General features: G+C 65.0%; 24 protein-coding genes. 9 read left to right on the top strand and 15 right to left on the bottom strand.

Going from position 1 to position 23803, the window contains the following annotated elements; translation table 11 throughout:
- Positions 1–25: 25 nt before the first annotated feature.
- The 5 genes from J5474_RS15940 to J5474_RS15955 are packed head-to-tail and all read right to left on the bottom strand — an operon-like array spanning position 26 to position 1390.
- Complete coding sequence (locus J5474_RS15940) at positions 26–310, bottom strand: hypothetical protein (RefSeq protein WP_209361922.1); 285 nt, start codon at positions 308–310, stop codon at positions 26–28.
- 21 nt (positions 311–331) lie between these two features.
- Positions 332–808: a hypothetical protein gene (locus tag J5474_RS15945; protein ID WP_209361923.1), complete on the bottom strand. Its 477-nt coding sequence runs from the start codon at positions 806–808 to the stop codon at positions 332–334.
- Between the two features lie 11 nt (positions 809–819).
- Complete coding sequence (locus J5474_RS23005) at positions 820–945, bottom strand: hypothetical protein (protein WP_280842521.1); 126 nt, start codon at positions 943–945, stop codon at positions 820–822.
- The gene (locus J5474_RS15950; RefSeq protein ID WP_209361924.1) at positions 945–1097 is read right to left on the bottom strand and encodes a hypothetical protein; all 153 of its coding nucleotides are present in this window, start codon (positions 1095–1097) and stop codon (positions 945–947) included. Before J5474_RS15950 ends, J5474_RS23005 begins: the two co-directional genes overlap by 1 nt.
- Positions 1097–1390, bottom strand: a complete 294-nt coding sequence (locus J5474_RS15955) for a hypothetical protein (RefSeq protein WP_209361925.1) — start codon at positions 1388–1390, stop codon at positions 1097–1099. Before J5474_RS15955 ends, J5474_RS15950 begins: the two co-directional genes overlap by 1 nt.
- A 165-nt stretch (positions 1391–1555) precedes the next feature.
- Here J5474_RS15955 and J5474_RS15960 point away from each other — a divergent pair, with 165 nt between their 5' ends.
- The 4 genes from J5474_RS15960 (at position 1556) to J5474_RS15975 (ending at position 4749) form a co-directional block, all read left to right on the top strand.
- Entirely contained in the window at positions 1556–1891 is a 336-nt protein-coding gene (locus J5474_RS15960; RefSeq protein WP_209361926.1) for a helix-turn-helix domain-containing protein, read from the top strand.
- Positions 1892–2267: 376 nt separating this feature from the next.
- Positions 2268–2894, top strand: coding sequence for an autoinducer binding domain-containing protein (locus tag J5474_RS15965; protein ID WP_209361927.1), 627 nt, complete (start codon positions 2268–2270; stop codon positions 2892–2894).
- Positions 2891–3508 carry an acyl-homoserine-lactone synthase gene (locus tag J5474_RS15970; RefSeq protein ID WP_209361928.1) on the top strand — a complete coding sequence of 206 codons (618 nt, stop codon included), beginning with the start codon at positions 2891–2893 and terminating at the stop codon, positions 3506–3508. Before J5474_RS15965 ends, J5474_RS15970 begins: the two co-directional genes overlap by 4 nt.
- A 275-nt stretch (positions 3509–3783) precedes the next feature.
- Positions 3784–4749: a DUF6236 family protein gene (locus J5474_RS15975; RefSeq protein WP_209361929.1), complete on the top strand. Its 966-nt coding sequence runs from the start codon at positions 3784–3786 to the stop codon at positions 4747–4749.
- Positions 4750–6404: 1655 nt separating this feature from the next.
- Here J5474_RS15975 and J5474_RS15980 read toward each other — a convergent pair.
- Positions 6405–6641 carry an Lrp/AsnC ligand binding domain-containing protein gene (locus J5474_RS15980; protein WP_209361930.1) on the bottom strand — a complete coding sequence of 79 codons (237 nt, stop codon included), beginning with the start codon at positions 6639–6641 and terminating at the stop codon, positions 6405–6407.
- Positions 6642–6841: 200 nt separating this feature from the next.
- On the opposite strand from J5474_RS15980, the gene J5474_RS15985 reads away from it, so the two are divergent.
- Together J5474_RS15985 and tsaA are read left to right on the top strand one after the other, a co-directional pair.
- Positions 6842–7708, top strand: coding sequence for an SMP-30/gluconolactonase/LRE family protein (locus J5474_RS15985; RefSeq protein ID WP_209361931.1), 867 nt, complete (start codon positions 6842–6844; stop codon positions 7706–7708).
- A 31-nt stretch (positions 7709–7739) separates the two neighbouring features.
- Positions 7740–8204, top strand: coding sequence for a tRNA (N6-threonylcarbamoyladenosine(37)-N6)-methyltransferase TrmO (gene tsaA, locus J5474_RS15990; RefSeq protein ID WP_209361932.1), 465 nt, complete (start codon positions 7740–7742; stop codon positions 8202–8204).
- Between the two features lie 59 nt (positions 8205–8263).
- Here tsaA and J5474_RS15995 read toward each other — a convergent pair whose 3' ends face one another.
- Together J5474_RS15995 and J5474_RS16000 are read right to left on the bottom strand one after the other, a co-directional pair.
- The gene (locus J5474_RS15995; RefSeq protein ID WP_209361933.1) at positions 8264–10924 is read right to left on the bottom strand and encodes a hybrid sensor histidine kinase/response regulator; all 2661 of its coding nucleotides are present in this window, start codon (positions 10922–10924) and stop codon (positions 8264–8266) included.
- 144 nt (positions 10925–11068) lie between these two features.
- Entirely contained in the window at positions 11069–11584 is a 516-nt protein-coding gene (locus J5474_RS16000; RefSeq protein ID WP_245216514.1) for a putative pterin-binding protein, read from the bottom strand.
- A 336-nt stretch (positions 11585–11920) separates the two neighbouring features.
- Here J5474_RS16000 and J5474_RS16005 point away from each other — a divergent pair, with 336 nt between their 5' ends.
- Positions 11921–12523, top strand: a complete 603-nt coding sequence (locus tag J5474_RS16005) for a response regulator (protein WP_209362109.1) — start codon at positions 11921–11923, stop codon at positions 12521–12523.
- 154 nt (positions 12524–12677) lie between these two features.
- Here the strand turns inward: J5474_RS16005 and J5474_RS16010 are convergent, their stop codons facing one another.
- The 3 genes from J5474_RS16010 to ileS all read right to left on the bottom strand — a co-directional run bounded on the left by J5474_RS16010 (position 12678) and on the right by ileS (position 16565).
- Positions 12678–12899, bottom strand: coding sequence for a DUF3253 domain-containing protein (locus tag J5474_RS16010; protein WP_209361934.1), 222 nt, complete (start codon positions 12897–12899; stop codon positions 12678–12680).
- 12 nt (positions 12900–12911) lie between these two features.
- Positions 12912–13421, bottom strand: a complete 510-nt coding sequence (locus tag J5474_RS16015) for a histidine phosphatase family protein (protein WP_209361935.1) — start codon at positions 13419–13421, stop codon at positions 12912–12914.
- A 144-nt stretch (positions 13422–13565) separates the two neighbouring features.
- A complete protein-coding gene (gene ileS, locus J5474_RS16020; RefSeq protein WP_209361936.1) occupies positions 13566–16565 on the bottom strand; it encodes an isoleucine--tRNA ligase in 3000 nt (999 codons plus the stop codon).
- A gap of 298 nt (positions 16566–16863) precedes the next feature.
- On the opposite strand from ileS, the gene J5474_RS16025 reads away from it, so the two are divergent.
- Both J5474_RS16025 and J5474_RS16030 read left to right on the top strand, forming a co-directional pair.
- Complete coding sequence (locus tag J5474_RS16025) at positions 16864–17268, top strand: group III truncated hemoglobin (protein WP_209361937.1); 405 nt, start codon at positions 16864–16866, stop codon at positions 17266–17268.
- Positions 17269–17525: 257 nt separating this feature from the next.
- The gene (locus J5474_RS16030; protein ID WP_209361938.1) at positions 17526–17768 is read left to right on the top strand and encodes a hypothetical protein; all 243 of its coding nucleotides are present in this window, start codon (positions 17526–17528) and stop codon (positions 17766–17768) included.
- Positions 17769–18099: 331 nt separating this feature from the next.
- On the opposite strand, the gene J5474_RS16035 is transcribed toward J5474_RS16030, so the two are convergent.
- The 4 genes from J5474_RS16035 to J5474_RS16050 all read right to left on the bottom strand — a co-directional run bounded on the left by J5474_RS16035 (position 18100) and on the right by J5474_RS16050 (position 23495).
- Positions 18100–18510, bottom strand: a complete 411-nt coding sequence (locus J5474_RS16035; RefSeq protein ID WP_209361939.1) for a CBU_0592 family membrane protein — start codon at positions 18508–18510, stop codon at positions 18100–18102.
- Positions 18511–18696: 186 nt separating this feature from the next.
- Positions 18697–19410 carry a VIT1/CCC1 transporter family protein gene (locus tag J5474_RS16040; RefSeq protein ID WP_209361940.1) on the bottom strand — a complete coding sequence of 238 codons (714 nt, stop codon included), beginning with the start codon at positions 19408–19410 and terminating at the stop codon, positions 18697–18699.
- Between the two features lie 85 nt (positions 19411–19495).
- Positions 19496–22219 (bottom strand): DUF2339 domain-containing protein, encoded by a 2724-nt coding sequence (locus J5474_RS16045; RefSeq protein WP_209361941.1) that lies wholly within the window; start codon positions 22217–22219, stop codon positions 19496–19498.
- Between the two features lie 241 nt (positions 22220–22460).
- Positions 22461–23495 (bottom strand): YcjF family protein, encoded by a 1035-nt coding sequence (locus tag J5474_RS16050; RefSeq protein ID WP_209361942.1) that lies wholly within the window; start codon positions 23493–23495, stop codon positions 22461–22463.
- Positions 23496–23803: the final 308 nt, after the last annotated feature.

Raw genomic sequence — 23803 nt, forward strand, 5'->3', positions numbered from 1 at the left:
GCGCTCCGGATGGCGCTTGCTGCGTTCATGACCGCACCCCGATCCGGGCGCGGCGGTGACCGATCTCAAAGGGCGCATCGGCGCTGAGTGTTCGGCACGACGCACACATGCGATGGTGCGGCCCCTCAGACAGGAATGCCTTTTCGCATGTGATGCACGGACGCGGACTGCTTGCAGCACGACGCCGGAGTTCACGCCGCGCAGCAGCCGCCTCCGCAACGGAACCGTGGGGCTCGCCGATGTTTTTACCGGTGGCCCGATCCTTGACCACATAGCCGCCATTCGACGAGAGGATGACGTAATCAGCCATGGGTCACCTCGTTGCGAAGGATCATTGCCAGCCCTCCGGTACGAAGAGCGGCCATCCAACCAGGAGGAATATCGCGATGAGGGCGGCGCAGACGGCTGACACGAAATCGCCGCCCCAGCTGTCAGAGAACCGCGCCTCGGCGGCGATGAACCTGGCCCAGGCCGCTCCCAGGGAGGAGGAGAAGGAGCGGCCTGGGTCCCCCGGCGTCACTTCGCCGGGGATATCGGACGGGCCGTTCTGCTCGATGGCTCCGCGAGTGGGCTGGCCCGTGTCCGACCCGTCCGATGTCTCGAGTTGCAGAAGCGGCGTGTCCAGGCAGGCGACGCCGCTGATGTCAGAGTTCTGGAGCGCTTCACCGTGCTCGCGGACATGCCGGGCCGCCATCAGGACGTGCGCCGCACGGTCCGTGCGCAGCACCGTCTGGATCAGCGCGGCACCGAGCGCGACACGCTCGATGTCAGTGAGCTCCATCGCCAACGCATGTGCGCGGAGGGTCATGGCTTCGTGGCTCACTTGCCCGCCCCCCTGTACCCGGCGTCCAAAAGGGCGCGCAGAACATGGATAACCAGAAGTGTGAGGATCAGCAGCTCGATCAGTAGGACGATGGCCACCCCGATCACGATCATCGTGTTCATCAGCCCCGCCCCCCGAAGTCGAAGGCAGGGGCGACCAGGTCGTCCCTCATCCAGCTCAGAGCGCAGCCAAGGCATAGGGAGGTCCAGAGCATGACCATGACCGCAAGAAGCAGTCCGAGCCAGATGGCAATCCATGCGAAAAACGTGAGCATCACGCGGCGTCCTTCCGTGTCAGGCGGTCGGGGAGCGAAACTCCGACGCGGCTCGCCTCTTCGCGGATCTCCGCTTCCAGGCGGCCCGCCTTTGCCAGCGTCACCGCATCGGGGTTCTTGATCATGCGACCGACCCGGTTGGCAGAACTGCGAACCCCGTCTTCGTTCAGAAAATGGCTAGGGCGGCACTTCTCCGCCTTGGCCGAGCGCAATTCGGCGAGCGCCAAGAGCACCCACCGCACGAAGGCCTCTCCATCGAAGAGCCTTCCATCCTGTCTGTTTTTGTCCGTCATTATGCCTGCTCCACATCTCTGCAGGCATAAAATCACCTTGTAAGTAGTTTTTCAATCCCTGAACTACACATTTCGCGCCGGATTGCACAAAACTGCATATGGCTTGCGTTGCGAAAATGTGAAAAACACGCTCAACGGATGATTTCTGAATTGGAGCAGAAGGACGTGACAGAGATCGACTGGGAGAGGCGTCGGAGAAACCTGCGCATCATGATGGCTGCCGCGGGTACCAACCCGACGCGGCTTGCGCGTGATGCCGGCTTGGCCCCCAACACTGTCAGCCAATTCACGAATGGGTCGAAGGGATTTCTCTCAGAAAAGACGCTTGCGAAAATTCTGCCATTGATCGACCTGACAGAAGTGAGCGACCTGGATACGGACAACCCTCTGGCTGATCCTAGGGTCGAGATCCGGCGCTTGATCGATCAGGTTCCAGAGGAACGGCTAGGGTTGCTGTTGGAGGTACTGCGTACCGAATTCCCTAAGACCAAACGCGAATAATCGTTCTGACCAGCCCTCTTTCGCATAGGCGATCCGAGAGGTCGGGCGTTCAGCTGATCGCCTACGTTTTCCAGTCTCTAAGCCAAGGGCCTTGCCCGACCCTGACCGTGAGCTGGGGCGAGAGGCCTTTTCTGCCCCTCACGTCGGGGCGGGACTTGGCCACCGATTGAGGGCGCTTGAAAGCTTCCTCGGACGGCATGCGAATAAACCCCTCCAAAATAGACGAGGCGCCTGCCAGTGCCTCCGGTGACAGGTTTTCGAGATGGCTTCGAATAGCCTCGCGGAGCTTTTCCACTCCTGTGGTGCCAAAATCATTGCCCAAGTACATTTTCCATGGTCTAACTACACTATTCACCCTGTGGAGAGGATACAGACCATGGTTTCACCTATCGTACAAGATGAAATGTCCAGCTTTGGACACGTTACGTTCTCGACTGACGGTCTGACCCAAGGCCATGCCGTCTCTACATTTTCCGCCGGATGGCAGGATCGCTACTTCGCCGGAAAGTTTTACTTGGCCGACCCGGTCATCAGCTTCGGCCTGCATGGAGCGGCCGGGTCGCGAATAACCATACTGCCGGAGAAAGTGAGAAAGACGCCGCTCTACGAAGAGGCGCGCGCCTTCGGCGCGGAAAGCAACGTTGCAGCGGTGAGCCATTTTGGCGGATCAACCCGCCTCTTTGGCGGCGTGAACCTTGATCTTGATGAACGCGTTCTGCCCCGCCTCCTGGGTAGCGTGCAGATGGATCACCGCCGCGACCTGGCCCAAGGCCTTCAGAGACTTTCCGACATCCAGATCGACCTCCTAGACCTCGCTGAAGAAGGTCATCCAGAGAAAGTCATCGCCGCGGAACTTGGCGTAAGCCTATCGACAATCGCACAGCGCAAACGGGCGATCTGTAATGCGATGGGCATGACGGTCTGGCGGTCTGTCCTTCAACTCTACACCTGGAACAAATGGGGTGGGCTCGTGGCGGAAGCTCGCTCGGAGCATGGGCAATGACAGGACGCTCCACACCGGTCGTGGTCATCGACCTGGCGGATCCAGGGCTTGATCATGAACTCTACTGGCAATGCCTGCGTCTTCGCCGCCAGGTATTCATCTCGGCACTCGGCTGGAACCTCTACGAACGGCAGGGGGTCGAATACGACGAGTACGATACTCCGGCTGCAGTTCACTTGGCCGCAATCATGGATGGAGAAGTGCTCGGATGTATGCGGATGCTACGGACCGACAACCGGCAGGGTGGTACCACTTACATGATCCTGGATGCGCACTTAGGGCGTATTCCGAACCTGCCGTCTGGGTTGCTGGACGAGGTGATTGCGAGTGCGTACGCTTGGGAGGCCTCGCGCCTGGCGCTTTCGCCTCGCGTGCCGGCAGTAGGGCGAAATGCCCTCCTGGTTGATCTGATTCGGGCCGGAATGGAGTATGCCGCCGAAAGGGGCGGCCACACCCTTCTGGGCCTAATGAACCCAGTGTTCGAAAGAGTTTTCAGGCGTGCCGGCTTGAAGGTTTGCCGGTCCGGGCCGATCTTGAGCCAGCGTGACGGTCGCATCTGCGTTCTCCGGATGAGTTTTTCCCCCAATCCGGACCGACATTGGTGCGCGGCTTGACACCTCGATGCCGGGCTAAACACTGTTCTGCCGGCTGTTCTCGCCGAGCATTCAAGGCAGGAGGCTCTCAAGTAAAGAGGCTCGTAATTGGAGCCGCTGGAGCAAAAATGGTATACCCATGTGGCCTTCCGCTGTGCCAAAATGGGTTCGACGTGTTCTTCGCCTGCTTGCGAATCTAGCGCCACGCCGATGTACTCGGCATTAGGGTGGAATAGATTGGAACCCTTGGCGGGCGATCAGTCATAACGGGCGATATCCATCTAGAGGATGTTGGCATGGGCGAGGCGAAGCACAGAAAAGCTATAGATCCATATTATGGCAAGAAGCCCAAATACGGACGAGGTATCCTGCTGAGTCCTCCCATGGTCTATGACGGAAAGAAAGTTGTGTTGCAGTCCTCAAGTATTGATCCTGGGGAGCTACGTCGTTCTGCGCTCTTTTGGGACAGGCTCGTTTGGCCGGACAGTGCTATCATATCCACGGGCTCCAATATCGATGAAGAGTTCCTGAAGGCCGAGGGACTGCTCACCCGTCCGAGACCAACTAGGTATAACCAAGAAGCGGGCCTGGGTGGGGCACTGTCTCTCACCCGGCTCGTATCGGCTTCAGATATCACTGTTGAAAGCCGGCAGGTTGGCTTGTTTGTTCAACAGCATGTCGAGGAATTCTTGGATCTGGAACGAGCTGAGCCCGGGCAGTGGACTATGGCCCAGGGTGAGGGGTCTCTTGTCATGGAGAACGAAAAATTCGTCAAGGGGCGGGGGCAGCTAGTGAAACTTTCGCGTGCGATCCCGCTGCCCGACCCCGGTTACCCGCTGCAAGATCTGCTGGAATTTAAGGAGAAACGGCAGTCAGAAATCATCGGGTTGACGCATGAATTAGACAAGTTTTTCTCGCAAGTAGCCAGTGCCAAGGACGGCGACTTCGAGCTGGCTCGACTGCTGCGCGTGGTGGATCGGCAGTGCTGCGACATGATCAAGGTCGCGAAAGAGAGCAAGCGACGCTTCCGCTTGGGCGATTTGAGCTTTTCGTTGTCACTCGACAGTTTTGAAAGCGCCGTCAAAAGGGTTGCTGCTTGGGAGGCGGCCGGCATTGTCGCGACGGGCTTGCCGATAGTAGGTGGGGTTCTGGGCGGAGCAACATCGCTCGTGTCTATTTCGCGCGGCATCGGGGCGCGCGAGATCACTGCTCGCGATAATCCGTTCAGGGTGGTCGGTACGATACACAAAGAACTGGTGTAAGGGTAATCCCCCGGGACTAGATCATCCCTTGCTGCACCGATGTCTCCCGCTGTCTCCTCCGGCCCGGGATGCAGGCGCGTATCAAGGTTGCTTCAGGCAACATTTGCAGCAAGAGTATGGGTGCGAGCGGCACCATTTCTGTTCCGGGGCAAGCTCGTCCCGCGAAAACCGTTTCGCAGTATGCGAGGGCGAACGTTTCCGCACGGATAGATCATCATTTTGATTGCATTGCAATTTTCTGGTATCTCCGAAACGGCTGACATTCTCCGTCCACCCTTTCGCGGTTCCGCGGCCCACGAACCACGATTTCTCATCTCTTCCAGTGCTCGTGAATGCCGGTTTCAACTATATTTGAAAGGGTTTTTGACGTGTGCCCCGTCTTGTCTGCGGAGCTGCCTCAGAACCGCTCTCACAGGCGCGTTCTTACCTGTTTCGCCTTCCCCTGCAAAAATCGCAGCCTGACGGGATTCGGCGACAAGATTCGCGCAAGGCCCTTTTTTCATTGCTCTTCCGTGAACCTCCGACCTCTTCGGATCTCTTCCGACATCACTGTAGAAAGATGTGTCACCCTACACAGACGTATGACAACGCCGGGAGCGGGCGCTTTCGCTTGGTTCAGGTTGGGATACGCCACCGAAGCGTTGGGGTGTTGACCCCATCCGGGATTCCACGCTGCGTGTAGGGTGCCAGAGCGGAAACAGGCATAGGGTGCCGTCCTTGGCACCGGCCGGCGACCTCTCGGCAAAGCGAGGGGACCGATGTACTGGCTGTCGGTCCTCCCGATGTGGATACGGCGGATGAGCACCCGCCGCGTTGCCGGGAACTCATTAGAGGATGCGAAAGAGGCTCCCATGCATAGCCCGTGGCAATCCGTTGGGCCACCCGCAGGGCCAGTCCCCGCAGGGCCAGTCCCCGCAGGGTCAGTCTCGGCATGTGTGGCGCGAAAGGGGCCCCGCTTACAATCCGCCCGTTACCGGGAACCGCCGATCGTCGACAGTCCCGCGCGGAAGGTGGTGGGGCTGCACAGCTCGGGCAACACGAAGGTCGGGGTGAACGTCGGCATCCCCATGGCGATAATTCTCACCAATTCACAGGTGTTGCGCACAATTCCCCGGCGGGTACGCGGCCGCAGCCGCTGGTGACGACGGCCCACCCGGGCTGAGCGACGTGCCCACCTGCTGGAGCCGGCCTTTGCCGCCATCAGCTCCACGGCCCAACGGACGCTGATGCCGCCAAAGTTGTTCCAAACGGTCGACATCGGGCCGAAGCATGACCGCTGCCAAGATCTCGGGCGGGGGGCGATATGGCCTGGCCGTGGTGCCGGACCGGGTGGGGGTGTGCTCCTGCCTTGCCGCCAGCATCAGGGCGCGCTGTTCTACGGGGCCGCGATTCCTGGCGAAGATGCCGTTAGAGTGTCCGGGGAGATCCAAGGCTTCTCGGGCCGGTACTCTGCCCGCGCTGCGGATCATCTGTATTGGCGCGCTGCGGCGCGGAGATCGAACCGCACCTCGGCGCACAGGTCCGGCTTTCGGTCTTTTTCACCGGATACGGACTCCGGTGCGATCGCCGGAACCGGAAGGACTGCGCCCCGAGTTTGCCGGCATGGCTTGTCACGCCCGCGACTGCGCGGACGGGAGCTGGCGGGGCGAACCGCTTCAGAAGGCGCGGAAGGTCAGGGTGGTCAGCGTCCGTTCCAGCCCGTCGATATCCAGCAAGTTGTCGTTGATGTACTTGCCGGTGTCCGCGTCCTCGGGAATGTACATCTTCATAAGCAGGTCATACTCTCCGCTGGTAGAGTAGAGTTCCGAGTGAATCTCGCGTAGGGCGATTTCGCCCGCCACTCGATAGGCGGTGCCGGGCTTGCAGCGGATCTGGATGAAGACACAGGTCAAGGGACTCTCCTGATCGTCAGTCGGGCACAGGGGTATCCCGCGCCGGGGCTTTGGCAGGGGTTAGAGCGGAAAATTCTCCGCGATACCAGCCCCCCCCTTCGGTGTGCCGTGGCGCTGGAGGGGAAGAGCTGGCGGGCTTGGCGGTGGACGACCGGGCCAGAAGGGTGGCAGGGTAGCGCAAAATCCTGTTGCGAGGCCCCATGACCACTCTGACGACCAGCCCCGTCATTACCCTGTCCGACACGAAATGTACCCTCGGAGAAGGCGCCTTCTGGCACCCGGAGCGGCAAAGCTTCTTCTGGTGCGACATTCTCGGGCACAGGTTGTATGAGCACGACGGAACGGCGCAGCACGCGTGGGATTTCGACCGGGCCATATCGGCCTGCGCCTGGGTGGACGCGGGGCGGTTGCTGATAGCCTCGGAGGTGGATCTGTTTCTCTTCGACCTCGCGACGGGGACGGAGGAACGCCTGGTGGCGCTGGAGGCCGACCTGCCCGGCAATCGGTCGAACGATGGCAGGGCAGATCCGATGGGCGGCTTCTGGATCGGTACGATGGATTACGGCTGCGCGCCCGGTAAGGGGGCGATCTACCGATTGTACAAGGGCGAACTGCGGCGGTTGGTCCCCGGCGTGGGTATCCCGAACGCCATCTGTTTCAGCCCGGACGGCCGCACGGCGCATTACGCGGATACCGACCTGGGGATGGTCTGGCGCGTGGCGCTGGATGCCGAGGGCTGGCCCCTGGGCGCGCCGGAGGTTTTCCTGGACCTGGCAGAGGATGGGCTCAATCCCGACGGTGCCGTGGTGGATACCGAAGGGCGATTCTGGACAGCGCAATGGGGCGCGGGGCGGGTGGCGTGCTATGGCACTGACGGGGCGCTTTTGCGGACGGTGGATCTGCCCGCAACCCAGGTGACCTGCCCGGCCTTCGGCGGGGCAGAGCGGCGGCGTCTTTTCGTCACCTCCGCAGCCGAGGGAAAGCCGGAGGAGGCGGAAGCGGGCCGTACCTTCTGCGTGGATCTTGACGGCGTGCAGGGGCAGGCGGAACCACGCGTTTTGCTGTAGCCAAAGCGCAGGTACAGGAAGGGAGGCAGCCATGCCCCATCACGGCGACGCAACACGCGAAGGCGAAATCGCGGCGGACCTGCCGCCCGCCAGCGATGCGGGCCTGCGCTTCATCGGCCGGATCGAGACGCCCTTCATTACGCGCGGCGACTGCCCGAGGCAGGGCGACATGGAAAACGGCCCCGATTGTGTCCTGAATCTCGCGCCAATCTACGGACCTGCGCTGCGCGAGATCGGCAAGCGCCGGCACCTGCAGGTCTTTTACTGGCTACACGCGGCCCGGCGCGACATGCTGGTTCAGCGCCGCAAGGGGGAGGGGCCGATGATGGGCACCTTTGCGCTGCGTTCGCCGCTGCGGCCGAACCCCATCGGCGTCTCTGTCGTGCGGCTTCTGCGCGTCGAGGGGACGCGGCTTTTTGTGCGCGGGCTCGATTGTCTCGACGGCACGCCGTTGCTGGATATCAAACCGATCACCTGCCGGGAGGAAATGCGCTGAACAGGAGGTACCCTCGCCCGGTCTTATCGTTCGTTATCCGAAGGCCTTGCTGGAGGGTTTCAATCGTTGGCGTCGACCTGCTCGGCGTAGCCGCGCCGAGCCAACTCGGCGCAGGTCTCGTCCCAGCAGCGCGCCAGTTCCCGGCCCTGCGTGCACAGGGCCGCCAGATCCTCGCTACGGGCCATTGTCTGGAACTGCCGCAGGAGGCCCGCCATGGGCAACGCGCCAAAGACCCCTGCGGACCCGGCGAGCCTGTGCGCCTCCTGCGAGAGCGAGCCGAAGGTGGGGTCGGGAGCCGCGAGCGCCTCTGGCAGGTGGTCGAGAAACCGGTCTATCTCTTTGGCGCAGTTGGCCAGCATGGCGCGCAGGTGGTCGTCGGCCAGCTCCTCCGTGACCTCCCGGAAATGTGCCGCATCAATGCGGGGCGGCGCGGTCTCCGCCAGCGCCTGGGAGGCATCCGTCCCGCCCGACGCGGCTTCTGGGTCTGGCGTCGTAACACCCCCGCGCCCTAGCATCTCTGTCAGGGTCCGGCGAAGGCTGGCCACGGTGATCGGCTTTGTCAGGACGCGGTCCATCCCGACGGCCCGGAACGCCCGCACTTCCTCGGGCAGGGCATGGGCGGTGGTGGCGACAATGGGGGTGCGGACGTTCGGTCCTTTGCCAGCGCGGATCATCCGCGCGGCCGTCATGCCATCGAGTCCGGGCATCGAGATGTCCATCAGGATCACGTCAAAGCGCCGCACCGCCGCCGCATCCAGCCCCTGCTGCCCGTCCTCCGTAATGGTTACGCGATGACCGTCGCGCTCAAGCATCTGGCGGGCGACTTCGCGGTTGATGGCATTGTCCTCGACCAGCAGCACGTCCAACGCTCGCGGCGGTGCCGCCTGCGGTTCGTTGGCCGGGATCCGCGCCACGGGGGCGTCGGCGGGCGGGTCCATCGGCAGCCGGACCCAGAAGAGCGACCCGTCGCCCGGTTCACTTTCGGCGCCCAGCTCTCCCCCCAGCGCCACCGCCAGTCGCTGCGAGATGCCAAGCCCGAGCCCCGTGCCGGTATTGCGCCGCCCGTAGCTGGAATCGATGGTCACGAAGTCGTCGAAGATCCGACCCAGATCCTGCGCCGCGATGCCGTCGCCGGTATCGGTCACGCGCAATTCGACAGCGTTCAGCCCTTCCGAAACGTCGGCTTCCAGCGTGATGCGCCCGTTCCGGGTAAACTTGATCGCGTTGGAGACGAGGTTCAGCAGGATCTGCCGCAGCCGGTCCGGGTCCGAATATGCATTGTGCAGTTCGGGCGAGGGGGGCAGCAGGTGCAGCTTGTTCCCCAATGCGCTGGCGCGGGGCGTCTGGCTGTCGATGATCTCCCGCATCAGTGCCACAAGGTCGAACCGGCGCTTGCGCAGCGGCATCTTGCCCGCGTCGAGCCGCGAGATGTCGAGCACGTCGTTGACATGCGACAGCAGCACTTCGCCCGATTGGCGGATGATGCGCAGATGGCGGCGGTTCTTCTCGTCCAGTTGTTCGGTCTCGCACAGGTCCAGCGTGCCGAGTATGCCGTTCAGCGGGGTGCGCATCTCGTGGCTCATGACCGCCAGCAGTTCGGCCTTCTGCTTTTCCCCGGCCACGGCACGGTCGCGGGCGCGCCTGAGCGCCTGTTCGGCGCGGACCCGGTCGGTGATGTCGCGCATGAAGGCGACAAAGATCTCGCCGCGCGGTCCCTGCGCCTCGGCCAGCGACAGGTCGACGGGAAAGATGCTACCGTCCTTGTGCCGTGCTTCGAGCTGGACGATGCCGCGCCCGACGACACGACCGACACCGGTGCGGGCATACCGCTGCATGGCCTGCCGGTGCATTGGACGGAAATGTTCGGGCACGATGAGCGAGGACATCTCTGCCCCGACCGCCTCCCGGTTGGTGTAGCCGAATACGCGCTCCGCCGCGCCGTTCCATTCGATCACGCGATCGGTCTGGTCGATCACCACCACCGCGTCGAGCGAGGTCGAAACGATCGTCTCCAGCCGTTCGCGGGTCTCGTGGTTCAACCGGGCTTCGCGTTCGCGCTGCCGGGCCAGACGGAGCACGGCAATCATCAGGATCAGCAGGATGCCAACCAGCGCGACCGTCATCATCCCGATCGAAGACAGGATGCGCGAAATTTCGATCCGGCGCACGTCGCCCGCGCGGGCAAAGAAGGAGACCCCGTCGAGCGCCAGCGCACGCACGGCCTGCCGCACCAATTCAGCCTGATCGAAAAGCTGGGGCAGGGCAGGGCGCAGCGCCGCGTCGGGGCCGTCGATCAGCGGCACCCAGTCGCTCCGGAAGGCTTGCGTCAGGGCCAGCCGCGCCTCCATCCCCGGCAACTTCCGCAGTTCGATCAGGACGTCGGCCCGGTTCAGCGTATCGATTCGGCTGTAGACCACGTCGAACCGCAGCCGCACGTGCTTAAGCAGGTCGGGTTCGTCGGGTGCGAGAATTGCCGTCTGCGTGGCGATCTGCAGCGCCATGACTTCGGTTTCGGCCTGACCCAGCGACCATTGCACGTTGGTGGCGGCCGAGGCGTTGAGCTGTTCGAGCTGGTGGCGTACCTCGATCACAAGAACGACGATCACGCCGATCAGAAGGGCGACGATGCAGACCGCCAGCCCGCGCCGGACCAGCGAGTTGCGCGAGAACTCGATGGCGCGGGGTGGCTGCGCCGACTGTCCGGTTCCAAGTGTCGCCACGGGCGTCCTGTCTTGCTGCGATGGCGGCTTCCGCACGTCCTGTCATGATCCCGCCGTGCCTTGACTTATCAGGTTTCGTGGGCTGGGTCAGGCGGTATCGCGGCGATATCCGGGCCTTTTTCGGACATGAACGCGGCTATTTCTTCAGCGCTTGATATCGATCCGCTGGAGCTGCCAGATCGAGCGCGCGTGGTAGGTTTCCTGCCGGAAGCGCGGGTCGTCGTCATAGGGGAAGATCAGCCAGATCGGACCCTTGTCCCGCACTGTCATCGGCTCGCCGTTGCGGTCGAGCGCGAGCAGGGCGAAATCCTCCTCCACATCAGACCACGGAATATTCACGGAGTAGTCGTTGACAGCTGTCGCGGCAATCGTGCCGTCTTTGATACCGAGAGCCATGGCAAAGGTCTTCAGGGGCACGCCGACGAAGGACTGCGGACCCTCCGTCCAGATCGTGTGGGTGACGACCTCGCGCGTGCCGAGCTTCATCAGCATCGCGCGGTCGAATTGCGCCGCTTCGCCAGCGTTGTGCTGTCCGATGTCCCCGGTCACGGTCAGGAGGATATCCCCCTTGGGCGCGGCGAGACCTTCGGCGGCAGCGGCGTTGCCGAAGAGCACGACGACCAAGAAAGTTCTGAAAAGCTTCATAAAGAGCTTTTCCATGTTGTTAACCTCCGTTAATTACGTCGGGGTAAAACGGCGTTTATGAGCGTAGCGGAACTTGCGTGGTGCCGCTACCATCGGTACGGTTTCGCTGCGTGCGCATTCGTATAGGCAGTGTGGATTTCGCACCTGTCGGCAGCAGCTTTTCAACTTTATTTTGTAGTGGGCGACGTCGCGCAACCTGACGTTATGTCGTGTTGCGGGTAAGTGAGGGTGAGTTGTAGATGGTGTCTTAATCTTCCTCGTTCATATGTCGCGCAACGGCATAGAACGGGGGCTTGGGGAATTCGCCCGGACGCGCCTGCGTGCGTCCAGGCAGGCAGAAGGGACTGCGTGATGCGTATTCTGGTGGCAGACGATCACGATCTCGTGCGGGAAACCATAGCGGCTTTCCTCGACAGCGCCGATATCGACGAGGTGCAGACCGTCGCCACGCTGGACGATGCCGTGCACGCGGCGAACTCGTCCGGGAGCTTCGACCTCGTGCTGCTGGACTACAACATGCCGGGGATGAACGGGCTGGAGGGGCTCGGCCGCATGCGGGAGGCCAACGATGGCCGGCCGGTGGCGATCCTTTCGGGCAGCGCCACGCGGGACGTCGCGGACGCGGCGCTGAAATCCGGGGCGCAGGGCTTCATCCCGAAGACGCTGAGTGCGCGGTCCCTGCTGACGGCGGCGCGGTTCATGGCGGCGGGGGAGATCTACGCCCCAATCGATTTCATGCAAAAGCATGGAGAAGAGCAGGGCGGCTCGTTGACCCGGCGGGAACTCGAAGTGCTGCGTGGCATCTGCGAGGGCAAGTCCAACAAGGAGATCGCCCGCGATCTGGAATTGCAGGAGGTCACGGTGAAACTTCATGTGAAGACATTGTCGCGCAAGCTGGAGGCCCGCAACCGCACCCATGCCGCGATGATAGCGCGGGATCGCGGGCTGGCCTGACCGCACAGAGGCGGCCCGAGGCCGGCAGGAAGAGTGGCTGAAGACCGGCCAGAATATCTGATTAGATAAGGCGCATCCTTGGGGTGCGCCTTTTGCGTTCGGGAAGGTCTCGGGCTGGCGGGGCGAAGTGCGCCTTACGATCCGTCCCGCAGGGTCAGCCGGATCGGCCCCGCGCGGTCAGTGGGTCCACTGTCCTCCACTTTTGTGTGGCAATCAGTGGCAACGTTGCGGCGACGTGCCGGACCCGCGGCATCAGCGGTTGCCAATCCGGGGACAGGGCGCGGGCGGCCTCCGACGGGCAGATGCTGCGCGGCGCGCGGGCACGGGCTAGATCCATGAGGATCGCGGCAATCCGGTCGTCATCTGGAGCGCCCATCAGTCGGCTTACTCATGCCGGCCCATAGGTGCGGCGTTCGACCGTCACCTTGCCCGCTGCGTCCGCGCGCAGGATGTGCAACTGTCCGTAGCCCAGCGGGCCGCCCTCGACCTGGAGGCCGAGGTCGCTCCAGATCTTGCGGATGTTGCCCTTGTTGCCGATCCAGATCACCGGCCCCGTGGCCGCCTGTTGCACCAGAGCGGCGGTGGGCGCCTCCTGCGGGATGCGCTGGATCGGCAGGTTCAGCGCCTTTGCCAATGGGGCGGCCGTCGCGAGGTTGCGGGCGATGCCGGGCGAGCAGATCCGCGTCAGGCCAAGGTCATTCGTCGCCGCGACCAGCGCAACTGCGCGAGCCTTGCCGCCGGTGGAAAGGTAGTCCTCCCCACCTTCCCGATCACCGTGGCGCGTGACCGCCAGCGTGGAGTCGGGTGCCAGTACCAGCCCTCCGGGACCGGTGGCGCAGGAGGCTGTCAGGACTGCGGGCAGGACGCCAAGGCCCAGGAGGAGACTGCGGCGGCGCATGGAGGGCTCCGTCGATCTGAAGAATACGTGGCCGCAGCCTGCCGCGTTGCACGCCAAGTGGCAACGGTTGCCTGCGCGGAGGCCCGGCAAAAGAACAGGCCCCGCCGGGTCGGGCGGGGCCTGTGAGGGGGGCATGCACGGCGATCAGGACAGTGCTTCGTCGCAACGGGCGCAGGTGGCCGGATGCGTGTGCGTGCCCACGTCCGGCAGGATTCTCCAACAGCGCTGGCACTTCTCGCCCGTCGCCTTTGCAAAGACCACGGCGACCTCCGGCACATCCGTCACACGGAAGGCGTCGTCGGGAGCGGGCGCGTCCGTCAGCGTGACGTTGGAGGTGATGCAGACGTCATCGAAGGCGACCGATCGCAGTTCCGCCAGCATCGCCGGGTCGGAGACATGCACCACCGGCGCCGCCTCCAGTGAGGCGCCGATGACCTTGTCGGTGCGCTGCACCTCCAGCGCGGCGGTCACGGCGCGGCGGGCGCGGCGGACCATCTGCCACTTTTGCGCCAGTGCGTCGTTGCGCCAATCGGCGGGCGTTTCGGGGATGTCCTGTAGGTGGATGGAGGATCCATCGCCCGGGAAGCGTTCCAGCCAGACTTCTTCCATGGTGAAGACGAGGATCGGCGCCAGCCATGTGGTCAGGCGGTGGAACAAAACGTCCATCACCGTGCGCGCGGCGCGGCGGCGGGCCGTGTCGCCGTCGCAGTACAGCGCATCCTTGCGGACGTCGAAGTAGAAGGCCGACAGTTCGATGGTGCAGAAGTTGAACACCTGCTGGAACACGCCCTGGAAGTCGTACTTCGTGTAGCCGTCGCGCACCACGCGATCGAGTTCCGCCACCCGGTGCAGGATGTACTGCTCCAGCTCCGGCATGTCCTCCGTCGCGACTCGCTGGTCCTCGGTGAAGTGGCTGACCGCACCCAGCAGATAGCGCATTGTGTTGCGCAGCCGGCGGTAGCTGTCGGCTACGCCCTTCAGGATCTCCGCGCCGATGCGCAGATCGGCGGTGTAGTCCGACTGTGCCACCCATAGCCGCAGGATGTCGGCGCCGTACTGCTTGGTCACGTCCTCGGGGGCCACGGTATTGCCGACCGATTTGGACATCTTGTTGCCCTTCTCGTCCAGCGTGAAGCCGTGCGTGACCACGGCGCGGTAGGGCGCGCGACCAAGAGTGCCACAAGCCTGCAGCATCGACGAGTGGAACCAGCCGCGGTGCTGGTCGGTGCCCTCCAGATAGAGGTCCGCGATGCCGTCCTTCGACCCGTCTGCCCGGTCGCGCAGCACAAAGGCATGGGTGGAGCCGCTGTCGAACCACACGTCCAGCACGTCGAAGACCTGCTCCCATTCCGCCGGATCGTAGTCGTTGCCAAGGAAGCGCTCCTTCGCACCGTGCTTGTACCAGGCATCGGCGCCCTCCGCCTCGAAGGCTTCGAGGATGCGGGCATTCACGGCCTCGTCCTGCAGCAAATAGCCGTCCTCGTCCGGCTGCACCCCCTTGCGGGTGAAGCAGGTCAGCGGCACGCCCCAGGCACGCTGGCGGCTCAGAACCCAGTCGGGGCGCGCCTCGATCATGGAGTACAGCCGGTTGCGCCCGGTCTGCGGGGTCCAGGTCACCAGCTCGTCGATGGAGGTCAGGGCGCGTTCGCGGATGGTCTTGCCGTAGGTGTCGTGGCCGTCGCCCACGGTGCGGTCGATCGCGGCGAACCACTGCGGACGGTTCAGGCGGATCACCGGCGCCTTCGACCGCCAGCTGTGCGCGTCCGATATCGTCAACCGCTGGCGGGCGAGCAGGCCGTGCAATTCGACCAGCTTCTCGATCACCGCCTTGTTGGCCTTGCCCGGCTTGCCCTTTTCGTCATAGACGCGCAGCCCGCCGAAGAACGGCAGGTCGGGCCGGAAGGACGAGTCGTCCATGATGTTGTAGGTCATGGTCAGGCCATGCTTTACGCCGATGGCATAGTCGTCGTCGCCGTGCGACGGTGCTGTGTGAACAAAGCCCGTGCCAGCGTCGGCAGTGACGTGATCGCCCGGCAGCATCGGCACCGTGAAGTTCCACTCGCCGCCCGCCTCCGGCGCGCCCTCGAAGGGATGCGCCAGCGTCATGCATTCCAGCAGTACCGGCGGCGCATCGCGCAGGCGGCGCACCATGTGCGGTTCAAGCCGCGCGCGTTGGAAGGTCGCCGCTGCAAGATCGTCGGCGAGGATGTATTTCTCTTCCTTGACCGCCCAGCATTCGTCCGGCGTGTCGAGGATCTCGTAGACGCCGTACTTGATCTCCGGGTTGAAGCAGACGGCGCGGTTCTGCGGAATTGTCCACGGTGTTGTGGTCCAGATGACGACATAGGCGTCGTGGCAGTCGGTGGTCAGGCTCTGGACCTCCGCCTGATAGGCGTCTTCGCCCACCTCGGCGATCATGTGATCCACCAGCGCGTCCGACCCCGCGATGCCGCCGACGCGGAACTTCACCCAGATCGCGTCGGTCTGGCGGTCGTGGTATTCGACCTCGGCCTCTGCCAGGGCGGTCTTCTCCACCGGCGACCACATCACCGGCTTCGATCCCTGGTACAGAACGCCCGACATCAGGAACTTCTGGAATTCCTCGGCGATCACCCGCTCGGCGTGGTAGTCCATTGTCAGGTAGGGATCGTCCCAGTTGCCGGTGATACCGAGGCGCTTGAACTCCTCGCGCTGGATGTCGATCCAGCCCTCGGCGAACTTGCGGCATTCCTGCCGGAAGTCGACGACATCGACTTCGTCCTTGTCCTGTCCCTTGGCGCGGTACTTTTCCTCGATCTTCCATTCGATCGGCAGGCCGTGGCAGTCCCAGCCCGGGACATATCGCGCGTCGCGGCCCATCATCTGCTGGCTGCGGACGATGAAATCCTTCAGCGTCTTGTTCAGTGCGTGGCCGATATGGAGGTGGCCGTTGGCATAAGGAGGGCCGTCATGCAGCGTGAAGGGCTGGCGGTCGCTGCCTTCGGCCTTTGCGCGCAGCTTGCCGTAGACGTCGATCTCCTGCCAGCGCTTCAGCCAGTCGGGTTCGCGCTTGGGCAGGCCCGCGCGCATGGGGAAATTCGTTTCCGGCAGGGCAAGCGTGGCTTTATAGTCGGGCGTGTTCGTGTCGGTGGTGTCGGCGCACATCGGGGGCGTCCTTCGGATCGTCTTTATGGAGAAAGTCGGGGAGAGCGGCGGCGCGGCTGGTCCATGCGCCTGGTCCCGGCGTCTGAGGTCAGAGCGCCGGGCACGTAATTCGAATGATGAAAGCACGGGTCATCATGCGGGCCTTATAGGCCGCAGGACCGAGGTGGTCCAGAGGGCGCTTGACGCGAAGGCGCCGCACACAGCGGGGGCCTCCCGGCATGGGGTTGCACGCGCGTGCGATCCGGGGCTTTCTGCGCGGGGTTCCCATATCCTGCCTATGCCGAAAAAGGAGAGCGCCATGAGCCTGCCGCCGAAGTTCGCTGTCACCCGCGCGGAGATCGAGCGCGTCGTGGCCACCTTCTACGAGGCGGTGCGCGCGCATCCCGGCCTCGCGCCGGTCTTTGCCGCGCATGTCACGGACTGGCCCGCGCATGAGGCGCGGGTTGCTGATTTCTGGGCCAACGCGATCCTCTTCGAGAAGGGCTATGATGGCAATCCGGTCGCCGTGCACCGGGACGCGCGCACCGTGCGGCCGGGCATGTTCGAGACATGGCTGGAACTCTTCGACAGCGTCCTCCGGCGGGAACTGGACCCGGAACCGGCAAGGGCCTGGTCGGCGCTGGCACACCGCATCGGCGCCAGTCTTCGCGCGGGCGTGGTCGAGCGGATGTCCGGCCCCGGCGGCGTCCCGATCCTGCGCTAGGGCCCCGATGGGAGGGCAGAGGCCAGACCCCTCCCCCGCCTCCGCGTCATCCCGCCGCGTGTTTCACGCGCCATGTGATTTTTTCGGGGCGATTCGCGCGAAATGCAGCCGAAAGGCTGGGGCGTTTTCGGCAAGGTTAGGCCGGTTCGTGCCCATGGCGCGGATTCCCATTGAGGTGATGCGGAGAAGTCACAAAAGCTGTGGTTGTCGGGCGCGGTTGTCAGCCTTGGGCCCGACCTTTGTGAGGAGTTTTCCGAATGGCTTACGAGGCACAACATTCCCTTTCGTCCCTGCCGCTGGTGGCGGACCGCGATGTCACCCCGCGTGGACAGCATGATACGTCAGATGGTCTCGGGACCGGTTCATGGTTGGGACTGATGGTGGCCATGGTGGTCATCCTCGCCGGGGCGGTGACGGTCTACCTTGGCCCGCCGGTGGAGGCCGTGGGCACGCTGCCCGCGCCCGTCGAGACCCAGCAGGTCGCGCAAATTACCGAGTAAAGGCGCGTCAGATAACCCGGAATTCGCCCGTCGCGGGGAAAACCCTGCGCGCGGGCGTGATGGTTCCGTAGCCGTACTGACGCCACCGGCCCAGCGGTCGGAGGCATATCCCCCGGTGCGGCGCGGGACAGGGCCGGGGGCCATTGGCCTCCGGCTTTTCCGTGTCGGTAAGGAGTGTCACACAGAGTCCGGTTGGGCCGTGTGGCAGAGGACTATCCCGCGGCGAAGGTCCTGTCGGCTCTGACTTTCACCGATCCGGAAATGACGAGTGATCGCCGTCCGGGTGCGCTCCTGCCGAACCGGACGCCCGCCGGGCGGGCGTCCGGTGGCATCAGGCCGCGACGCGGGTCGCCGACCGGGAACGGGGCATGAGCGACACGGACGGGCCTGTAGAGCAGCCATAAACGGCGATATGGCTCTGGTGATCGTCACCAAGCGCGGCATAGGGGATCGGTGCGGGTGGCAGCGGGCGGCGGCGAAGGCGCAGCGCCAACCCGGTCAGGCTGAGCGCCGCCCATGCACCGGGCAGGGCCATCGCTGCAGGGGACAGCGCATGGCTGGCGGGCAGTATCAACACCCCCGCCAGCGCATTCATTGCGAGGGTCGCGGAGCAGGTTCGCGCACCGGGTCGCAATGCGCAGGCCGCATAGGCCGTAAGCCACAGGGTCAGTCCCAGCAATCCCATGGCGCCGATGACGAGCCGGTACGGGTCGGTGGGCAGCGTGGCAAGCAAGGCGGACATGGCGGAATAACCTCGGATGAACAGGATCAATGGCAGGGGATTGACCGGGGCGAACAACAACTGGGACAAACGACAGCGATCAACGAATGTCAGGAAGTATGCGCGGCCAGTGCCTGCGCGTGTAGTGGGGATTTCCACACTCGAAACCGCGCGGGACAAGGGAATTGCCCTGGCCTCGATCCCGTTTCAGCCAAAGAGCGATCCAACCCCGTAGGCCAGCGCGGCGGCGAGGCCACCGATCGACAGGGTCTCCAGCCCGGAGCGCCACCATGGCGTCAGTGACCAGCGGCTTTTCAGTGTGCCGATCCCGAAGAAGGTGGCCAGCGTCAGCCCGGTTGCCACCTCGAACGCCTGCGGCACGCCGATCAGGAAGGGCAACATCGGCACCAGCCCCGCAGTGAGGAAGGCGGCAAAGGTGACAAGGGCGGCACGGCGCGGTTCGGGATCGGCGGAGCCCAGTCCGTATTCCCCGTCAAGCATCAGGTCCACCCAGGCCTTGCGGTTCTGGCCAATCTGGTCGGTGGCTTCGTCGAGTGTAGCACCCGATAGCCCCTTGGACGCGAGGATGGCGCGCAGTTCGGCGCGTTCGCCCCTGGGGTGACGGTCGATGTGGTCTTCCTCGATGCGGCGCAGGCGGGCGAGGTTGTCGGCCTCGGCCTTGGTGGCGGAATAGTTGCCTGCCGCCATGGAAAAACCGTCCGCCAGCACATTGGCAAAGCCAAGCGCGATGATGACGTAGGGCGAGAGGCCCGCGCCCTCGACGCCCGCGACGATAGCGAAGGTGGTCACTGCGCCGTCGATGCCGCCATAGACGATATCGCGCAGGTTGCCGCGCCCCGGCGGGGCTGCGAGGCGGGCCTGGATCTCGGCCTCGGAATGGCCGTGGTCTGGGTCGAGCATCGGGACCTCCTTGCGGTCATGGTCGGTGGAGGTCGGAACATCGATCCACCTTTGCTGCTAAGGGCGGTGTGCGCCTTGCGCTGGATCAGGTCGCGCGCATCTGCGCCCAGCGATTGAGCCAAGCCAGTCCCGCCAGGGAAAGTCCCAGCAGCAGAAAGGAAAACACCCGCGCCAGCCCATCGAGCCCGGCGGCGTCGATCAGGAAGACCTTGGCCACGGCGAGCCCTATGACGGCGAGTGCGGCACGGCGCAACCCGGTGCGGTGGTGCTGGAGCGCCCGCAGGAAGAGCGCGGCGCCGCTGGCCAACAGCGCCAGCGTGTAGGTGTAGAGTTCGGGCTGGGTGATGCCCTGGCTGATCGCCAGCCCGTCGGCCCCCTGAAAGGCATGGCGGATCACCAGCGCCGCCCAAAGCGCGCCGAGCGTCACCGCGCCGGCGCCGAGGATTGCGCGCAGGATGCGGTGCACGTGGTCGAGTCTGAGCGCCCCCGCCCCGAGGATCAGCGCCGGAAACAGGTAGGCCGGGGCCAGCGTGTTGAGCAGGACCGGACCCGCGACGTGCTGGTGCTCCACCAGAGGGTTGCCAAAGGTCAATGCCACGGCCAGCAGCGCCGAACCTGTCAGCCCGAAAATGGCCGCCAGCCCGATGCGCAACCAGCGCAGGCGGGTCCGGAGCTTCAGCCGGTCGAGTTGTGCCAGCGCCACGGCGAGCCAGACGGAGGCGTGCAACCCGCTCACCCAATGCTCGGACCCGGCGGGGTGGGCCGTAAGGCGGTCGATGAGGTGATAGAGGATGACGGATGCGGTGAGCGCCGCCGTGGACCAGGCTGCGCTTTCGAGGAAGACGCGCGCACGGGGGCGGTTGCGGGGTGCCAGAAGCGCGCGGGCTATGACGAGGGCCGTCAGGGTCCCGGCGTAGGCCGCCAAGGCGTGCGGGAAGGGTGCGCCGAACCCCCAGCCGACGCCGGGATCGACGGTCAGCCGGTAGCCCAGTGCGAGGATGCCCGCCACGATGTAGCCGGTCATGGGGGCAAGGTCGAAACGGCGATCCAGCGCCGCTGCCGCCAGCACGGTGGCGGCGAGCGAGAGGGTGAGGGCGGCTTCGGTCAGGATGATACCCAGCGCAAAGGCGAGGCAGGCCAGCGCAGATATGGTCGCCATCGCGGGGCGCAGCCGGTCGGTGCTGTCGGTTCCGTCGGCGCGAGCAAAGCGTTCGGCCAGAAGCGTCATCAGGGCCGCCGTTGTCAGGGCGTGCAACGCCCAGGGCCACGGACCGATGATCTGTGCGGGCTTCCAGGTCAGCTCAAGCGCGAGCCCGCCGAGCGGCGCCATGAGCGCGGCTGCTGCCGCCCAATGCCGCCCCGCGCGGGACGGCCCGCGAAGGCTGCGCCATGCGGTGGCGAGGGTCAGCAGCAGCGGCGCGAGGAAGGCGAGACTGACGGCGAGGGGCATGCGCGCCTCGGTCTGCGAAGCCTCGGTTGCGAGGCGGTCGTGCAGGGCCTGCAACAGGGGGCGGGTAAGGTCGGGCGATACGAGGAGTAGCAGCACGGTGGCGGCGGGGATGAGGGCCGCGTCCTGCAGACCCGGCGCGCGGGAGGACCAGTGTGTGAAGAGCAGGGCAAGCGTCGTCGCGAGTGTCAGCGCGGCCCACCATGGCGTTTCGCCCCCGTCGGCGCTGCCAAGCAGGATGAGGCAGGCGGCTGCTGTGGTTCCGAGAGCAAGCCAGACCGGAAAACGCGGTCGCGCCTTCTGTTGCGCGATCCATTGCAGCGGGCAGGGACTGGCATGGTCCGGGGTCAGGCCACGCGCGGGGATCAGTGTGGCCAGGATCGCGAGCGCCGTGGCGAAGACGGCAAAGGCCATGTCCATACTCTCACGCCCACCCCCCTCGGAGAGCCAGAGCATGGTCCCTGCGATCAGCCCCGAGCCGAGCGAGAGTACCGAAACCCAGGCCCAGCGGCGCAGCGTGTCGATGCCCAGTCCGAGCGCGGTGAGCAGCGCGAAGTAGGGCAGGAGTGCTTCGGGCGTCTCGGACCCACCGCCGACAAGGAACGGCGCGGCCTGCCCGCCGAGGACGCCGATTGCCGCCAGCAGCGGCCCGTTGCGCCAGCCGAGCACCAGCCCACCGAGCGCGGTGGCAAAGAGCGCGCCGAGCGTCGGGCCAGGGGCGATGAGGTCGTACAGCAGCCTTGCGGCGAGGATCGCGCCCATCAGCGTGACCAGTCCGGCGGAGGACAGTGTGGAAGGCAGGTAGGCGGTGGTCGTGGCCTCGGTATCGCCATCGGCCTCCCCCGGTCGGCGGCGGATGCGTTCTCCGGCGGCGATGAGCGCGGAGCCCAGTGTCAGCGCCGCAGCGACGCGCAGGGGAGGGGAGAGCAGCCCTGTTTCTACCCCGTATTGCACGAGGAATATCCCGGCGAGGGCGAGCGAGACGGCGGCGATGGCGTAGAACCAGTTCTCGCGCAGCCACAGTGCGAGTCGGCGTGCATGGGCGGCCAGCGGCGAGGCTGCGCGTTGCGGCCGTGGCTCCGGTGAGCGCGCTGGTGCGGCGTCCGATGTGACAGGGGCTACAGGCGGATGGGGGTCCGGCCCGACTGGGGGAGGAACACTCTGAGATGCGGTATCCGTCAATTCGGGCACGGCAGCGGCAGGGATGGCGGTCAGAGCCTTCAGCTGAGCGGCCAGGGCGTCGGTGCGGGCAGAGAGCGCGCGAACGGTGCGGCGTAGATCGACGAGGCGGATGATCAGGACGATGACCGCAACAGGCAGCGCGAGCAGGGCGAGGCCGAGCAGGACGAGGAGGGCTTCCACCGATGGATCTCCGCTATCGGGTCTGGGAGAGTTAACCATGGCGCCGGGGCCGGGCAAAGGGGGATTTCCCGACGTCCCGGAGGGGTTTCGTCGCGCTGCGCGCGACGACCGGCGCGCCTTTCGGGCGCGAAAATGAGTATTTGGGCCAAGAGGAAGCAGGGCGGGGGAGGAAGGGGATTGGTGCGTTCCGCCGGGTGCGAGCGTCTGTTGGTGCGTCCCACCGGGGTTCAGCGCCCGGGGTTCAGCGCTTGTCCTGCTGAAAGAGGCCGGTGAGTGAGGTACGGATTATCTCGCGCACTGCGGGACGGCGGCGGGCGGTGAAGGGCAGCGGGCGACAGACCTCCATCGCGGCGACACCGACGCGGGCGGTGAGGGCGCCATTGACCATACCCTCGCCGAAGCGGCGGGAGAGTTTGGCGAGGATCCCCGCGCCAAAGATCGGTTCGAGCATGTCGTCGCCCACCGCGACCGCGCCGGTGGCCACAAGGTGGGAAAAGACCGCGCGTGTCAGCCGCCAACTGCCCAGCGTGCCGGATCGGCCGCCGTAGATCTCCGCGATGCGGCGGATCATGCGCAGGTTCGAAGTCAGCGCGGCGGCGACGTCGGCCAGCGCCAGCGGCACCATGGCGGTGACGGCGGCAACCTGCCGTGCGGCGGCCTCAACCTCGCGGCGGGCCGCGGCGTCGAGGGGGGCGAGGATCTCGTTTTCGGCGTGGTGCACAAGGCCGACGGCGTCGAAGATCTCGTCCCGGCGCGCGGCAAAGCGGTCGCGGCCCCAGCGGGTGTCCTCGCGGCCCTTGTAAAGGGACACCAGATCATCGGTGAGGCTGCGCGCCTTTTCGAGGCTGTCCTCCGCCAGCGCGGTGTCGGCGGCGCGGTGCAGCGCATCTATCCGGGCCAGGCGACCGAAGGCAGAGAGTTCCTTGACCACGATCAGCACGCAGACGAGCAGGAAGGCGAGGATCAGCGCGGTGACGGCGTAGCCTACCGGCGGGTAGGTGGCGATCAGGTCGACTGCGTAGTCCCAGGCGGCCAGAGAGACCAACGTAACAAGGAGTGCGCCCAGCAGCCGCCAGAACCAGCGTGCCAATACGGACGGGTGGTAGGTGGCCACGACAGCGACGGTACCCATGGCCGCCCCCTCCGCAAGGGGCGAGAAGTCGGGGACCGGGGGTGCCTCCGCCGGGGAAGGGGCGCGGGCGGCCTCGTCGAGGTCGATGAGGACGGGTCCGCGCGGGCCGCGCGGCTTGGGGCTTTCCGGGGGTGTGTCGGGCATGGGCCTCTCCGCTGTGTCACAGGATACATAGGCGAGGGCAGTCGCCTCTGCCATCCCGGTCGGAATGCCGCTTTGGCACCGAGGCTCGGGTTTCGCCCCGGTTTCGTCCTCGACGCCAGCACTCCCCGCCGCGCTGTCGCCTGGATTGGCCTATTCACTGAAGTCTCCGAGAAGCAAGGACGCGGGGTGCGGGTCCCTGTTTCTTGCTTCAGAAATGCCTCCGGGAGAGGCAACGCGCTCCTCCGGCCCAGTCATCCACATCGTCCTCACGGATGAGTGAGAAAATCCGGAACCTTGTGAAGGGAGAG

Origin of the sequence: Sagittula salina (assembly GCF_017813235.1) — a bacterium.
Taxonomy (GTDB): domain Bacteria; phylum Pseudomonadota; class Alphaproteobacteria; order Rhodobacterales; family Rhodobacteraceae; genus Sagittula; species Sagittula salina.